Source organism: Ferruginibacter sp., assembly GCF_014377975.1.
GTDB lineage: Bacteria > Bacteroidota > Bacteroidia > Chitinophagales > Chitinophagaceae > Ferruginibacter.
Window position 1 is genome coordinate 12,004 of record NZ_JACMOO010000025.1, and the last position, 16,986, is coordinate 28,989.

Sequence of the window (16,986 nt, forward strand, 5' to 3'; positions counted from 1 at the left end):
AAAATTCCGGTTTAAATAAAGTACCTCTTTTGCTGAATTATAATAGTTCCGGTATTCATTAAATTCCGCCGAATCGTATAAATAGTAATTCAATAAAAGAAAATGGCTTAGCAGATTTTATTTAAAAATTTCGGTTAACAACTCTCCAGGAGAGATTAATTTTTTTATTAAAATATTTTTTTTGGTATCTAATGCAGTTGCCGGATGAATGCTACGCATAAAGCGAACAATAACATCAGTCCCGATAAAATACAGCATTATTTTTTCAATAAAAATAATCTCAGCAATTCAACAAAAAAATCTTTTTATTTTTTATTAACGGGCTTTACTTTTATATAATAATTAAACGCAATAAATTCTTTTTCAAAAAGTGGCTTCTCGTCCATTTTTAATTTTTTGTGCTGCCATTTTTTCGAGGGCACTATACGCACTTTAGCTTTTTCATTGTTCAGGCTTAATGGTAAATTAAATCCATCAATACAATTTTGATATCTGTAATTAACAGTACGCCCATCATTACTAAAATAATACTCAAAGGAAGGAATTTCGAGATTTCTTAAATACTGATTAAATACCTTTTGATAATTAAATCCTGCGTAGCGGGATATGTATTGTTCTACCTGTTTTGAGGTTACCGTTTGATGATAGAAATCTTTATTGAGGCCACGCAAAATATTCCTGAATAAAACATCATTGTCCATGCTGTGCCTGATGGCGTGAAGCATATTACCTCCTTTATTGTACATATCTCCACTACCCTGCGCATTAACATTATAAGCAGGAATAATTGTGGTTTTATTTCCAATTCCGGGACGGATACCGAAGTTGTATTCATTGCCTGCTTTTTTACCAAAGTGGTATTCAGTAAAAAGTGTTTCACTGTAATTAGTAAAGCCTTCGTGCACCCACATATCTGCCAGGTCTTTAGTGGTGAGATTATTACCAAACCATTCGTGACCGCTTTCATGAATAATAATAAAATCAAATTTTAATCCCCATCCAAAACCTGATGGATCCTTACCACGGTATCCAAATTTGTAACCATTACCATAAGACACTGCGCTTTGATGTTCCATACCGGAATGAGATGCATCAATTAATTGGTAGCCATCTTCATAAAAAGGATAAGGACCAAACCAATATTCGAAAGCCGTAAGCATTTTATGCACCTGTTCAGGCATATAATTTTTTGCTTTTGCCTGGTTATAATTTAATACCCAATAATTGAGCGTTAAATTTCCTGTTTCTCCTTTATATACTTCAGAGAAGTTTACATATTTTCCAATATAAGGAATAAGGCAATAATTGCTGATAGAATTTACGACAGCCCATTTGGTAGTTGCCGTTCCATCCCCATTATTTTTTGTAAACTGAATACGCCCATTCGCCACTGCTGTCAGCGTATCAGGCACGGTCATCGTAAGGCTTGCCCCTTTATCCGGCTCATCACTTTGATGATCTTTGCAGGGATACCAAACCGAAGCACCCAGACCCTGGCAGGCAACCGTCATCCACGGCCGGCCTAAAGAATCTTTTGCCCATATCCAGCCACCATCCAAGGGCGGCCTGATAGCCTCGTGTACTTTGCCTGAATAAAAAAGTTGTACACTGTAAGTATTTCCTTTCTTTTGATCCGGCATTTTTAAATACCAAACATTTTCTTCATTGCTGTAAGTTAAATGATCTCCATTATTTAAAATAGCACTATCAATTGCAAGCGGAACCTGCAAATCTATTTGCATCCGGGTTTCATGGTTATCTTTTGTAACCCGGTAAGTCATTTTATTTTCACCGATAATGATTTTTAAATTAAAGTCCGGCGTTACGCTCACATCATAGCGCTGCACATCCCACCAGGCTCTTTCGGGTGTTATACTGCCCCTGAGCGTGTCGGCATGTGTAAATATTTTTTGACCCAATGATAGTTCCGGAAAAAAAGATGCGATCACCATCGCAGTAAGAAAGATTTTCATTCTGTGTAATTTTGATAGTTGACTATTTTTGTTTGTCCGTACTGAAATTTACATTGCATGGCTCTTTATTTTTTCCGAATCCCTGCTGAATGGTTTACCTAATATCCGGCTGCCGTTTTCTGTTATCAGTAGATCTTCTTCTATTCTTATGCCGCCAAAATCTTTGTAGGTTTCCAGCTTTTCATAATTAATAAAATCAGTAAATCTTTTTTCCGATTTCCATAGATCAATTAATTCAGGAATAATATAAATGCCGGGTTCTACCGTTAATACAAAACCGCTTTCTATTTTTCTGCCCAGCCTTAAAGATTTTAATCCGAACTGTGTACTCTTTTGTAAGGTCTCTGTATAACCAACATATTCTTCACCCAAATCTTCCATATCATGCGTGTCTAACCCAAGCATATGGCCAAGGCCACACTGAAAAAACATTGCATGCGCTCCCTGGTGTACAGCCTCTTTCACATCTCCTTTCATAAGGCCAAGTAATTTTAAACCTTCCGCCAGTTTTTCACAGGCATGCAAATGAACATCCCTAAATAAAACCCCTGGTTTTAATAAATCAATTGCAGCTTCATGAGACTGCACTACGATATCATAAATTTCTTTTTGCCTGCTGGTAAATTTTTCATCAACGGGTGAAGTACGGGTAAGATCCCCGCCATAATGCATCGCTGTTTCAGCACCACAATCGCACAGCAGCATCTGGCCGTTTTTTAAAATATTTCCATGTAAATGATTGTGCAGAATTTGCCCATTTACAGTAAGAATAGTTGGAAAGGCAAGATTACCGCCAGCGCTGACTGCCATGCCATGAATAATGCCGGCAATACTTATTTCCGAAACACCGTCCTGTGCCAGCATTACAGCTTTGGTTTGCATATCAATGGTAGTATTTACGCCTTTCTCAATTTCAATAATTTCTTCCGGAGATTTTACAGAACGTTGCGCCACTATCGCTTTAATAAGTTCAACACTTGCACTGGCTTTTAATAACTCAAAAGAAATGTGTAACCAGCCCGTTAATTTTTGCATATTATCTGCACGGTATGGCGGCAGGTAATGAATTTTTCTTTTTTGAGTAACAGCCGCATCAATGCTATCTATAATTGATATTAAGGAGGAGGTTTTTAAAACACCGGCCTGTGCAGCATGATCATTTAAAGTTTGCAACGGACCGGTCCAGATAATATCCTCCACACTAATATCATCACCAAAAATAATGTCAGTATCAGTATCCACATCAATTATTGCATACAGCCCCGGACGATCTATACCAAAGAAATATAAAAAATTACTGTCCTGCCGAAAGTGATAAGTATTGTCGGGGTAATTCATGCTGCTTTCCGCATTCCCCAATAATAATATGATGCCATGGCCAACCTGTTCTTTTAATTTTTCCCGTCTTGCTTTATACGTTTCTTTGCTGAACATACAATATCATTTTTATTTTTATTTTAAATAAGGTGATCTCTTGATAATTTGTAATCTTAGATTGACATCAAAATTGTTTCCGGCTCTGAGACCTCACCCCAAGCCCTCTCAAAAGGAGCGGGGCTAAGAAAATTAATATATCGGGATGTTTCATTGCGAACTAACATTGTTTCATTGTTCCTTTATTTAATTTCGCTTCCAGATTTTTAGCTGTTTTTGTAGCACACAATCCGCCAATATTAGTGCATTTAAATTCGTGTGGTATTGCCATACCAATGGTGTGCATGGTTTGAATTACTTCATCTAATGGTATCAATGGATCGTACCCGGAGAGTGCCATATTTGCGAAGGTAACAGCGTTGGTTGCTGACATTACATTATTGCCCAAACATGGCGCTTCTACTCTATTTGCGATAGGTGTGCAGGATAATCCAAGTGTACTTTGCAACACCATAGAAGCAGCAGCGACAGATTGGGCCAGCGAACCTTTAAAAAGATAAACGATGCCTGCTGCAGCCATACTGCCTCCAGACCCATACTCTACTCCACATCCAGCCACTTCACCGGCAAAAGTAGATTGTGTTGCAATAAAAATTCCAATAATACCGGCCACTAACATCGCCTCGATCATTTCATCTTCAGATGCGTTTACAAAATCCGCAGTGCCTATTACAGCACCCGGCAAAGTACCACACGAACCTGCAGTTGGCACTGCTACAATAACACCCATTGAACTTTTTACTTCCATCAATGCTGATACATACATCACCACATTATTCAGCGCTCCTGTATTGATTAGTTTTTTATTTTGCAATTGGCTTTTGAAATTTACAGACTGACTTCCCAGCAACCGGTCTGCATAATGTGTGCCTTCTAATCCGGATTTTATAGAATCCCTTAGAATGCGCACTATCTTCCGCATCTTCTCAATAATCTCTTCTTTAGAAATTTTTCCTCTTTCACTCTCATAAAGAATAGCCAGCTCCAATAAAGAAAGATTTATGTTACTGTTATATTCCAACATTTCGTTGCAGGTAGTAAAAGGCACTTTTACACCTTTCCTGGACAGAACAGGAAGCACAGGAGATAGCTTTTTTGTGAATAGTACATCTTCCATAGATGCTAACTTTTCCTGCAGTAACTCATCCGGAAAATGTTGTGCTTTTATTTCAATAAAATGTGGACTTTCGTCGTGTACAATCAAGTAATCATAAGACATCTCACTATTAATTAAATCTAAAATCTTATCGGGAGACTTGCAATAAATCAGCGTTTCGTAAAAATCCCCCATCATCGAAACCTTAATTCCATCAATGGCGATTATTTCAATCATACCACCACCCGTAGAAATTGCAGTTACTGTTCTTTTTTCTTTAGAATTAGTTAATGTTATCAGGTAAGTATTTAAGTGTGCTGCATTAATATCCCTTACAGCAAATTGAACCGGGATACCAGCTTCCGCAATGTACTTTTCAGATTCGGGCAAACGCTCATCATCTGCTTCCCATCCTAAAAAACCACCGAATAATCCCATATCAGAACCTTGTCCTGTGTGAGTGTCTGCTAAAGATCCGGTTGGATCAAATTCAACTAAAATACTTATTATATCATTTTGCATCAGGTCCCGGCACAGCCTGCCAATACGAAGAGACGCTGCACAATGAGAACTAGACGGGCCCCGCATTACAGGGCCAATGACATCATTAAATATACTCGGATAATTTTCCATAAATATTTATTTAATAGTTCATTTTATTATAGATGTTCTTTCCAGTATTTTGCCATCGTTTCCCGTAAATGCAACGATGTATTTTCTCTTTCGTAAATACCGTGTGAACGCATGGGGTACGACATCATGTAAAACATTTTATTATTTTTTATTAATTCATTCGTCAGCATTTCGAAATTTTGGTAGTGAACATTGTCATCAGCAGTACCATGAATGATCATTAAAGTTCCTTCCAGATTTTTTGCAAAATTTATCGGTGAACCATCATGATAACCTTTTGCATTATCACTTAACAGGCCCATGTATCGTTCCTGGTAAGTTGCATCATACAATCTTTGGTCAGAAACAAAAGATACAGCCAGGCCGGTTTTATAAATATCCGGATGACGGAACATACAATTCAGCGTCATCTGTCCGCCACCACTCCATCCCCAGATTCCCACACGGGAAGTATCAATAAAAGAATACATGCTGAAAATTTTCTTCGCTGCTGCTGCCTGGTCCATCGATGCAAGGATTCCGATTTGTCCGTAAATAGAATTTCGCCAGTCCTTGCCCCGGGGCGTTTTGGTTCCCCTGTTGTCTACACTCATCACTATGTATCCCTGCTGCGCCATGTATTCATCCCACAGAGCACCACCTTCCCAATCATCCTGAACAGTAGCCCCGGCGGGCTCGCCATAAACATAAAACAATAATGGATATTTTTTTGATGGATCAAAATTTATTGGTTTTATCATCCAGGCGTCCAGCGTTACATCACCAATATTTACTTTTAAAAATTCTTTTGGATTCAGGTGGAGTGCTTCATATTTTTCTTTCAGTTCCTGGTTGTCCTGCAATGTTCTTATAGCTTTATGATCGGGAAGATGAACCAAAGAAATTACGGGTGGAGTATTTGCATTTTGAAAAGTCTGTATAGCCCACTCTGCATTACCGGAAACCTGGTAACTGCTTTGGCCTGTAAACGCAGCAGGTGTAACTCTTTCTCCATCACTGCTGCCATCTATTTTGCTCCGGTAGAGATAACGTTGTGTAAAATTATCCGGCGAAGCAATGTAATAAACATACCCGTTTTGCGGATCAATACAATTGATTTGAACCACATCAAATTTTCCTTTTGTAATTAATGTTGATTGTGTTCCGTTTCGGGAAATTTTGTATAAATGATTCCAGCCATCTTTCTCACTCGTCCAGGTAAAATATTTGTCATTATCCAGCCAGCGGATATCATCATGCAGATCAAGAAAATCAGGATCTTTTTCTGTGTAAATATTTTTAAGAGACATTGATTTTACATTGCCGATCCATATCTTATTTTCGTTTTGAGGACGGTTCAGTTGCTGTACCATTACTTCGTTGGAATGAGGAATAAAATCCATACGGGCCAGGTAATTATTTGCAGGATTACCCGGAATTTTGAACCAATTTGTTTTGCCGCCAACAGCAGGAATGACACCAACTTTTAACGCAGAAAGTTTTGTACCAACTTTAGGATACGGCAGCGGAATTGGTCTTGAATAAATAGAATCAACATTGTCTATCAAATAAAATGTACCGATATTTTTTGTATCAGATTGCCAGTAAGCGATGTAGTTTCCATCGGGGCTCCAACGAAAACCATCCCGGTCATCAAGTTCTTCTTCATATACCCAGTCAAAAGTACCGTTAATAATATTTGCGCCACCATCATGCGTAAGTTGCTTGCTGATACCGGTTATTAGGTCTTCCACATAAATATTCTGCTTACTCACATAAGCAACTTTGGAAGCATCGGGCGAAAATTTTGCAAACATTAAAGTGGTTGCTTCTACGTTTTTACCAACCTGTTGAAGGTTTCCTGTCTTAAGATTGAGCACCCAGTAATCACCACGTGTATTGTATCGCCATACCCGCCTGGTATTTGTAAAAATTAATAATTTTCCGTCATTACCGGACCATTCATAATTTGAAATCTGCAATGCCGTCTTTTCATTTTTTGGAATTAATTGCTTTGCAGAAACCAGCACTTTCCGTTCATTTGTTTTAGCATCATAGCGTACAATATCTGTTCCGCCAAACTCCTTATCATTTTCTAAAGTAGAATAGCCTTCATTATCTTTCATCCAGCGCACAGGCCCATATCCTTTTTGACTATAGGTATTACTGGCGTAAATATCTTTTAGCGTAAGCTGTTTTTGCGCAAGCAAATTATTGCTTTGTAAAAAACAAATGCTTAAAAAAGTAAGGGAAATCAAGATGCGGTTTCTTTTCATGTATTTTGATTTAATTGTATGATGTATAAGGCTGAAATGTGTTTTAGCTTTTTGATTTTGATTGTAAATAAACTAGTCTGCTTATTTAAAAATATAAGTTGCATTTTTTGTGGTCTCAAATTCTATTGTTCCATCCTTATTGGTTTTTAACTTTACATTTTTACCATTGTTATAAACTTTCATTTTAGAGTTCATTTGTAACCGGCACCTACCGCCCTGCTTTGAAAGTATTTCTAAGTTCGTTACTTTATGCTGCATCCATTTCATATTGATAGCAAAAGCTCCTCGTGTACACATTCCTTTTACTTCGCCTTCGCTCCATTCCATAGGTAATGCAGGCAGCAGTTCAATTTTATCATCCTGCGATTGAATGAGCATTTCTGAAATGCCGGCTGCAACGCCCATGGTACCATCTATCTGCATCACTTTACCCCGGCCTGAAAGTAACTGTGCATGGCTTTCATCTTTATAATAGCCTTTTAATATTTTAAGCGCATGGTTACCATCTTTCATCCTTGCCCAAAGGCATACTTTCCAGGCTCTGGACCACTCTGAATTTTCATCGCCCCGGCGCTCCAGCAAAATTTTACAGGCTTCCATTAGTTGCGGTGTTTTTGAAAAGGAAAGTACATCGCCCGGATATAACCCATATAACGGTGAAAGATGGCGATGCTGCTTTTCGGTCTGGTCCCAGTCCTGCGCCCACTCCTGCAAACTTCCGTCCTTTCCGATTGTTGGTGGCAGCAACATTTTTTTTCTTTCTGATACTTTATTTGAAAAGTCTATATCCCTTTTTAGAAGGGCTGCAGCAGCCGTATAACTGGAAAATAAATCTTCAATGATCTGCATATCAATAGAAGACCCGGCGCAAATATTGGTTAAAGGGATAAAGCTTCCGGAAACTTCATCAAAAAAAGTTTTATTGCCTGGCCTGCCGGGGAAATTTTCCGGTGAGGAAGAAGGATTGGTTACATACCACTGAGAGCCGGGCTGTTTTACCAAAAAGTCCATAAAAAATTGTGCCGAGCCTTTTATAAGCGGATAAATTCTTTCTAAATATCCGGGATCTTTCGTGTAAAGATATTGCTGCCAGAGTTGGTTACACAACCAGGCACCCCCGGTACTAAAAGTTCCCCAGGTAGGCCCATCCATTGGCGCAGCTACCATCCACAAATCTGTATTTTGATGAAGCACCCAGCCATTGCAGCCATAATTTTCTTTTGCAACCTGGGCACCCTGGTCACTAACATCTTTTACCAGCTGGTATAATGGTTCGGCACAATCTGAAAGATTGCCAGCATCTGCCGGCCAGTAACTCATTTGAAGATTAATATTGGTGGTATATTTTGAATCCCACATCGGGTCAGAATCTTCATTCCAGATACCCTGAAGATTAGCTGCCTGTGTCCCGGGAAGCGATGAAGCAATTAATATAAAACGGCCAAACTGGTAAGCCAATGCAGATAATGAAGGATCTGCTACGGTAACGTTATTTTGCAACCGCTGATCGGTTGGCAAATAAGACTGAGCCGTTTTAGGCAGATTTAAAGTAACCCTGTTGAAATATTTTTGATAACTTTCAACCTGCCCCGATTTTATTGCATGATAAGATTTATTTTGAAATCCTGTTAGATAATTTTCTATACGGGAATGTGCATCCGCACTAACGTCTTTATAATTTATAAAATTGGTGGCTGCTACCAGGTACAAGGTTACTGAAGTAGCATTTTTTATGTCAAGATAATCTCCATCAATTGTCATGCTGCCATCTTCACAAACTACTTTTAATTTTGCTTCATATTTTACCTGTCCTTTTACACCGAGGTAATCTGCAGACTTGCCGTTTAGTATCAAAGTATTATTTCCGTCAGACGACATGTGAAAATAATCTGTTGCATAATTGGAGTGATCCTGGTTTCTCACGCCTCTTAAAGTAGCTCTCAAAGAAATTTTCTGTTGTTGATCTGCAGTTAACCGCACTACGATTACCTGGTCTGGAATAGAGACAAAAACTTCCCGGTGATATTTTACGCCTCCGCTTGAATATTCTACACCGCTAACACCGTTTGTAAGATCAAGCCATCTTTTATAATTCGTATATTCCTTACCGTTATCAAATTGCAAAACCAGGTTTCCCATGGGTTGGTATTTTTGCTGCTCTACCGGGTAGCCCATTAATTTGCTGCCAAATAATTTTTGCGCCTCCAGAAATTTATTTTGAAAGACAAGGTTCTGCACCTCAGGAAGATATTTAGCTCCGCCCTTTGTTACCGAAGAATATGGACCGCCTGACCAATACGTTTCTTCATTAAATTGTATGCGTTCATTATCCGGTGTGCCGAATACCATGGCTCCCAGGCGACCGTTACCAACGGGCAAAGCATCGTTCCAGACTTTGGCAGGTGCATCGTACCATAGCAAAGTGGCAGGATCAAAATTATGGTTTTGAATAGACGCTGCTACATCAGTTTGCTGCGCAGACACCACTGCTGCAACAGCCAACATCACAAATAATAAAATATTTATTTTTTTCATTTGCATCCTATTAAATTATTAATTGTTCCTGAATTCAAATTATTTCAACTTTAAATATATTCTTAAATCAGTTGCCTTCACAACATCAATCCTAAAATTGTTGTCAGGCATTTCTATTTCAAGCTGCCATGTACTCCATTTACAGTTTGTCTTAACAGCAGGATTTATAAGGTTAATTTATTTAATGCTTTGTTTACCCATCGTAATTGATTTTAAGCTGAAAACATTTTTTACTTTGCTTCAACTATTTATATAATAACACCAATTGTGTTTATTACGTGGTTCCAAAATTATGTTACTGAAGATTTAACCGATACCATAGGTTTGTTTAATATCATTCACTGTTAAACCCCTAACGAGCAGGAATTTTACAGCAACGCTGGCTTAATTCTATCCACATTCTAACAAAAAAATATTGAGTATTTTTCAGTGAATTATTAACAGAATCAGTTATCCTTTTTGCAATATGTTCTTAATTACAATGATTGGAATTACTTATCGTAACCTGGTCTTATGTCTGGCTTAAAAAAGGTACAAACTATTTATTAAAAGCTTTATAAAGATATTTTACCTTTTATTTTCTATCTTAATCCTACTTTTTTTATTTTATTCGGGGAGATTATGAGTTCTTCATTACTGTTTTATTCCGCTAACTGCAGGCATTTTCAGTACCTTATTTATATCGTTTTTAAAGGGGGCAATTTGATATAGGGAGAGGGGGTTAGTTTAGCTGGGATTTATAATGAATCAATAACAAAAATATTTTTATTTTGCCACAATTGGTTATCTGCTAAATATTTATAACGGAGGAATTTGCTGGTGGTTTTCACCACGATATTTTTTTTATCACTATCGGGAAATAGTTTGTACCAAATAGATATTATCCTATATTCTTTTTACGATCAAGGTATAATTCAAAATTATTACCTCTTTATGCTTCTTCGATTTAAACATAAATATAGCGCTTTGTAATTCCTCAGCCGCTGCTTCCTGGGCTTAAATAAGCAGCGGATCGTACTGATTTATTTTTGTAAAAATTGCTACCCCATCGCCAAAAGCAATCAACTCTACCCTTAATTTACCTTTCAAACGTGGATCGAAGAAAGCGTAATTGATAATAAGAAACAGCGCTTTTATTATCTTTTATGCAATTTCTTCATTACATACCATGCTTTGTAAAACTTTAAGGTAGCAACCGCACCGTGAAAATTATTAATAATGGCTTTTTTGACTGTAAGCTATTGCTGAAATACATGCTGAAATAAGAATAAGTATGTATTTTGTTTTATTCATTTTTTACTTTTAAATACTAAATAAAATTCTTTACTGCCTCTCCTAAATCCAAAACATGTACTTTTCCATGAAGCATCGAATGGATTAATGAACTGGCAGCTGCACTTCTATAGCCACCTGCACAATGCACTACGATTGGTTTATTTGCAGGGATTTCATTTATCCTGTTTCTTACTTCTGCCAATGGTATAGAAATTGCTCTGGCAAATATTTTTCCTTCCTTTACTTCTGATATATTTCTTACATCCACAATGGTAAAATTTTTCTGGTGATTTTTAAATTCAGCCACATCAATTTTGTCATCTTTAATACCTGCATCATTAATAACAAATGTTTCCCTTATCTGGCTTTCATAACCAATAGCTGCTGCCCTTATTAACATTCTTTGTATCTGTTCGCTGCTTTCGCCTGCCAAATAAAATGGTTCACCGGGTTTTATAATACTGCCTAACCATGTTTCAAACTTTCCTTCTTCCATCAGATTTATTGATTGAGGAAGGTGTCCGTCTTTGAACATGTTTTCTTTTCTTGTATCAACAATCCATATTGTTTTATCTAAAGAATAATTAGTGTTTTTATGAATTACTTCACCACTTTTTATTTTGGATAAACTTTCATTCATAGCTGATACACCTTTTCTATTCAGCTCCACATCAAAAGAAAAATATTGAGGAACAAAAGGCTGACCGGCTAATAAGTTCTTTACAAATTCCTCTTCAGTTGCATTTTGTAAACTCCAGTTTGTTTTTTCCTCTTCTTCAATAGTGCTGCTGTTTTCTTTACTTAGATTTTTTCCGCAAAGTGTACCTGCACCATGAGCAGGATATACCAACACATCATCATCCAGGCTCATTAACTTATTTCTTAAGGAATGGTACATTTGTTTGGCAAGATCTTTACGGAAGGCTTTAATATTTCCTGCATCTTCTCTTAAATCGGGTCGGCCGCAATCACCAATAAATAAGGTGTCACCAGTAAAAACTGCTTTTTGCTTTCCGGCGTGCTCTAACAATATACTAATACCATCGGGTGAGTGACCGGGTGTGTTGATAGCTGATAATCTTATTTTTCCAAGCTGTATAGTTTCACCTTCATCAAATGAATGATGAGGATATAAAGCATTTACTAATTTACTTGTATAGATTATTGCACCAGTTGTATCATGTAATTCCAAATGACTGCTTATAAAATCGGCATGAGGATGTGTTTCAATTACACCTGTTATCTGTGCATTATTTTCTTTTGCATAATCAAGATATGGCTGTGTGTTACGGGCTGGGTCAATTAATATAATTTTCTTTTCACACTTACTTAAAATGGCATAGCTATACTGTGAAAGGTTTTTGTCTTCAAATTGTTTTATCTCCATAGTTGTTTGTTTTATGCGGCAAAATTCGCTCCATTACAGTTACAGTTTGGTGATACCTGTTACAAAAAAGCAGGGTGACTAATATCAAATTCATTCAATAATCAAGGTGTTACTTTTAATTGTGAATAAGTGATTTAAGTTATTATTCGTTTGTTTTTTGTGTATCGGTTTAGTCTGTTAGATCGTAGCGCTGCTACATTAAAAAAATTTTATGAAAAAAACACGGGATCTCCAGACCATATCATTAGAATTTTAGCCGCAATTGTATTTGCTGTTTTATACTTCACAGGAACAGTAACCGAAACATGTGGAATAGTATTATTAGTAATGAGTGCTATTTTTGTATCAACCAGCTTTGTAGGATTTTGTCCGTTGTATGCTTTGCCTGGAACGAATACCTGCCCAACTAAACAATAGTTTGATGTGAAGATCCTGAAAAATTAATGCGGCAACTTTTCTCTTAACAATCCATACATCCAGGTACCTGCTAATGCACTAAGTAAAGTAACAACTACTACTAATGCACCTGTACCGATTTGTGCAAACATAGGACCGGGGCATGCTCCCGTAAGTGCCCATCCAAAACCAAAAAGTAGTCCGCCATAGATTTGTCCTTTATTAAATTTTTTTTGTGGCAATTCAATTATTTCTCCGCCAAGCGTTTTTATATTAAACCTTTTTATTAGCTGCACAGAAATAATTGCTGTAATAACCGCAGAGCCAATTAAACCATACATGTGAAAGCTTTGTAACCGAAACATTTCCTGTATGCGAAACCAGGAGATAACTTCCGACTTCACCAATATTATTCCGAACGCAGTTCCTGCCAATAAATATTTTAAATAAGAGAGTGCCGTCTCTTTGAGTGGTTGCTCTTCAGTAGAAAGATGATCTAAAAAACGCACTTCAAAATCTGTATTAATTTCCTTAATTTTTATAGTTGTTGTATCATTCATATTTTAAGCATTAAAATAAATGGAAGAATAAGGTTAGCCATTATAAAGCCCCCCGTCATAAAACAAATGGTGGCTACCAACGAAGGAAGTTGCAAATTAGAAAGGCCCATGATAGCATGACCGGAAGTACAACCTCCGGCATACCTTGTTCCAAAACCTACTAAAAAACCTCCTCCAATAATCAGTATAAAACCTTTCAGCGTGAACAAGGCAGTAAAGTTAAAAAGCTGTTGAGGCACTAAAGAATTGTAATCTGTAATACCATAAGTTGCCAGCTCACTTATTAATTTTGAGTTTACCTGAACAGGTTGATTATTCAACAAGAAAAATCCTGCAATCAAACCTCCGGCTAATATACCTGATACAAAAACAAGGTTCCATACTTCTTTTTTCCATTGATAGCTGAAGAAAGGAATTTTAGCAGGCATACATGCCGCACAAATATGCCGCAACGATGATGATATGCCAAAGGTTTTATTGCCGGTGATTAACAGTACCGGAACCATCAGCCCGATTAATGGACCAGCCACGTACCAGGCCCAAGGCTGCTTTAAAAATTCAATCATTGTGTACTTGTTTTTTTGATGATTTGTTGAAAAAACTTAAGAACAGCGAACCCACTACGGTACCGTAAATTGTGCTCCTTATTGGGTTGGCAGTAATGGCGCAGTTGCCTGTTAAGCATCCCACATAGTTCCAGTAAAGAAAGCCTCCAATCGCTCCAGTAAAAGCTCCAATAAAAAACAGCTTATTTTTTTGCATCCAGTTCTTCATAGATAATTTCTTTCTCTGTTCTGCTTTATTAATTGCACATCCATTTTAACCAAAATATTCAATGATGCAAATTTCATTTGTTTATTGAAATATAACGGTGATAATTGTCACATAACATTTACAAAAAAATTTCTTTAACAAGAATATATATTCCCATTACCAGCACAAACCATCCAAAACCTTTTTTAAGTTTTTCAGCGTTTACTTTTTGATTAAAAAAACCACCGGCAAATATACCTGCAATGGCAATGGCTGTAACGCTAAATAAAAAGTCCCAGTCAATTGGATAACGACCTATATCACCCATAAAGCCAATGAGGGAGTTCAGGGAAATAATAAGCAAGGAAGTTCCTACAGCTTCCTTCATTGGCAACTTCATTAATATTACCAGGGCTGGTATAAGTAAGAAACCGCCGCCGGCACCCAAAAAACCTGTTACCAATCCTATAAGAATACCATAGAACAACAGAAGTACCGGCTTCTTTTTTGAAAGGCTGTTTTCATCCACAGATGCTTTTTTATTTTGTATCATAGCAATGGAAGCCGCTAACATTAACATAGCAAATATTACCATTACCAACAAAGCATGTGTAATCTGGAATGAACCGCTTTGCCACAAAACATTTGGCACCTGAGGAATAATAAATTTGCGTGTAATAAAAACAGTAGTAATGGAAGATGCACCAAAAAGCAGGACTGTTTTAAAATTGACTAAACCTTTGCAGTAATTATTAAAGGCACCAACGAGGCTGGTAAAACCAACAACAAATAAGGAATAGGAAATACCTAAGGCGGGTGAAATACCAAACAAATAAACCAATACAGGTACAGTAAGAATAGACCCGCCGCCACCAATTAAACCTAATGCCACACCAATAAATAATGAAGCTATATATCCGGCTATTTCCATAGCTGTAAAGTTGATGGCAATTATTTGAAGCTACCGTGATATAAGTCACACAGGCTGTTTAATTCTTAATCCACTCTATGGAGTTCCTGTGGATGACGACCCAGTTTTTTGCTTCCATTTTTTTTAACAGGCGGCTGATTACTTCACGGGATGAATTAAGGTCGTTGGCTATATCCTGATGAGTCATTTTTAAATTTGCTCCTAACTTATTTACCTGCTTTTTTAAATAGTTCTCCAAACGTTCATCCATCTTGGAGAAGGCAATGGCATCAATTGTTTTTAATAGTTCCTCAAAACGATTGCGATACGATGTGATTACAAACTCATACCAGCTTTTGTATTTACTCATCCATTGATCCATAAACTCTAACGGAATGGCTAAAATGGTAGTATCAGTAAGGGCCTTTGCCAAAACCTCACTTGTTTCATGTTTCGCTGCACATACCATAGAAAGCGAACAAGCCTGACCTGCATCAAGATGATAAATAGAAAACTCTTTGCCTTCAGCATCTTCTCTGTATAGCTTAACAATACCATCTATAATGAGCATTGTTGAGCGAATGGTTTGTCCTACCCGAAGTAATGCCTCACCTGCTTTTACATGTTTTATTGTTCCGTGTTTAACCATTTCGGTATACAAACCTTCTTCAAGATTTGGAAAGAGATGCTTTATGTTGATATTGTCCATATTGTCCCGAAGTTGGTTTGGATGTTCACTTTTTAATGAAGTTATGCCCATGAGAATTTATTCATTTATATTGGTGGGCAATTTACAGTCCCTTATTTGCAATATACGCAACAATGTCCCTTGCTTTGGTTTTAGTATAGTTTAACAATTTGTGCACTTGTAAAAATATTGAAAAGCAGCTGCAGGCATTGTTTCGTTTCCATCAAAACCGCAATTAGGAAAATTAATTATTGATAATACTATAAATATTTTTTCCGTAATTATTTTCTCAACATACTAAACATAAATACCAACGTTTTTCTTTGAAAACGATATTGTATTTTTTCATGGTTTACTGTTATACTTTGAATCAAATGACTTTTTTATAATTGCATGAAAATTCCGGCTGTACTTACCTCCTGCCGCAATTCATTTTTATGGGCTCCGTTTTATATTAGGGTGTAATCTTAAATTGTGCAAAATATATTTAGGTTAAATATGGATTTTTACGATAATTTTTTACATGTGGGTTTATTAATCCATTTTAAAATAACTTCTTTTTAGAGATTGAGGATATTAAAGATAAAAAGATGTTTTTTGAAATTCATTTAGAAGAAAACAATGAGATTATAGATAATTACAATAGTACTTTATACGAATACAAGGGCTTTACGGAGGTCATTTTTTATTTTACCACAAAATTTTAAATGCAGTATACTTTTCGACCTCAAAATTTCGGAGTTCACCCATTCAGATGCAGGACAAATGAATATATACCTAAACTATTATAAAGAAAACGAGGAGCATACCGGGGACGACTCCCCTATTGGTATCATTTTATGCTCCGGCAAAAATGCACCATTAGTAAAATATGCCACAATGGGTTTGCCGCAGCAGCTATTTTTTTCAAGGTATTTAATCAATTAGCCAAGTGAGAAAAAATTGAAGAAGATTATAGAAAATGAGAAAGGAAAATTGATTTGATATTTAGATACCCGCTTTATTATTTCGTTGCATCACTGTTCTGTTACAACAAACTGAATTATAAAACAGACCAAAAATTATCCAAAAATAAATAGTCAAAACTGCAA

The 16,986-nt window shown here is 36.7% G+C and carries 12 protein-coding genes; 2 read left to right on the top strand and 10 right to left on the bottom strand.

Annotation, left to right across the window (positions count from 1 at the left end; genetic code table 11):
• Positions 1 to 305: 305 nt before the first annotated feature.
• The 6 genes from H7254_RS01680 to H7254_RS01705 form a co-directional block, all read right to left on the bottom strand.
• Positions 306 to 1,973, bottom strand: coding sequence for a M1 family metallopeptidase (locus H7254_RS01680; RefSeq protein ID WP_301931331.1), 1,668 nt, complete (start codon positions 1,971 to 1,973; stop codon positions 306 to 308).
• Positions 1,974 to 2,021: 48 nt separating this feature from the next.
• Entirely contained in the window at positions 2,022 to 3,407 is a 1,386-nt protein-coding gene (locus tag H7254_RS01685; RefSeq protein ID WP_301931332.1) for an aminopeptidase P family protein, read from the bottom strand.
• A 160-nt stretch (positions 3,408 to 3,567) separates the two neighbouring features.
• On the bottom strand, positions 3,568 to 5,136 hold the full coding sequence (locus H7254_RS01690) for an L-serine ammonia-lyase, iron-sulfur-dependent, subunit alpha (protein ID WP_301931333.1): 1,569 nt from the start codon (positions 5,134 to 5,136) through the stop codon (positions 3,568 to 3,570).
• Between the two features lie 26 nt (positions 5,137 to 5,162).
• Entirely contained in the window at positions 5,163 to 7,391 is a 2,229-nt protein-coding gene (locus tag H7254_RS01695; RefSeq protein WP_301931334.1) for a DPP IV N-terminal domain-containing protein, read from the bottom strand.
• A gap of 81 nt (positions 7,392 to 7,472) precedes the next feature.
• Positions 7,473 to 9,926, bottom strand: a complete 2,454-nt coding sequence (locus tag H7254_RS01700) for a glycoside hydrolase family 95 protein (RefSeq protein WP_301931335.1) — start codon at positions 9,924 to 9,926, stop codon at positions 7,473 to 7,475.
• Between the two features lie 1,309 nt (positions 9,927 to 11,235).
• The gene (locus tag H7254_RS01705) at positions 11,236 to 12,588 is read right to left on the bottom strand and encodes a rhodanese-like domain-containing protein (protein WP_301931336.1); all 1,353 of its coding nucleotides are present in this window, start codon (positions 12,586 to 12,588) and stop codon (positions 11,236 to 11,238) included.
• Positions 12,589 to 12,747: 159 nt separating this feature from the next.
• Between H7254_RS01705 and H7254_RS01710 the strand changes: the two genes are divergently transcribed.
• A complete protein-coding gene (locus H7254_RS01710; protein ID WP_301931341.1) occupies positions 12,748 to 13,005 on the top strand; it encodes a DUF2892 domain-containing protein in 258 nt (85 codons plus the stop codon).
• A 23-nt stretch (positions 13,006 to 13,028) separates the two neighbouring features.
• Here H7254_RS01710 and H7254_RS01715 read toward each other — a convergent pair whose 3' ends face one another.
• The 4 genes from H7254_RS01715 to H7254_RS01730 all read right to left on the bottom strand — a co-directional run bounded on the left by H7254_RS01715 (position 13,029) and on the right by H7254_RS01730 (position 15,967).
• Positions 13,029 to 13,544, bottom strand: a complete 516-nt coding sequence (locus H7254_RS01715; RefSeq protein WP_301931337.1) for a DUF6691 family protein — start codon at positions 13,542 to 13,544, stop codon at positions 13,029 to 13,031.
• Positions 13,541 to 14,110 carry a YeeE/YedE family protein gene (locus tag H7254_RS01720; RefSeq protein WP_301931338.1) on the bottom strand — a complete coding sequence of 190 codons (570 nt, stop codon included), beginning with the start codon at positions 14,108 to 14,110 and terminating at the stop codon, positions 13,541 to 13,543. The genes H7254_RS01715 and H7254_RS01720 overlap by 4 nt, the downstream gene beginning before the upstream one ends.
• Positions 14,111 to 14,436: 326 nt before the next feature.
• A complete protein-coding gene (locus H7254_RS01725) occupies positions 14,437 to 15,228 on the bottom strand; it encodes a sulfite exporter TauE/SafE family protein (protein ID WP_301931339.1) in 792 nt (263 codons plus the stop codon).
• Positions 15,229 to 15,286: 58 nt separating this feature from the next.
• Positions 15,287 to 15,967: a Crp/Fnr family transcriptional regulator gene (locus tag H7254_RS01730; protein WP_301931340.1), complete on the bottom strand. Its 681-nt coding sequence runs from the start codon at positions 15,965 to 15,967 to the stop codon at positions 15,287 to 15,289.
• 615 nt (positions 15,968 to 16,582) lie between these two features.
• Between H7254_RS01730 and H7254_RS21385 the strand changes: the two genes are divergently transcribed.
• Complete coding sequence (locus tag H7254_RS21385) at positions 16,583 to 16,822, top strand: PDDEXK nuclease domain-containing protein (protein WP_367875409.1); 240 nt, start codon at positions 16,583 to 16,585, stop codon at positions 16,820 to 16,822.
• The last annotated feature ends 164 nt before the right edge of the window (positions 16,823 to 16,986 follow it).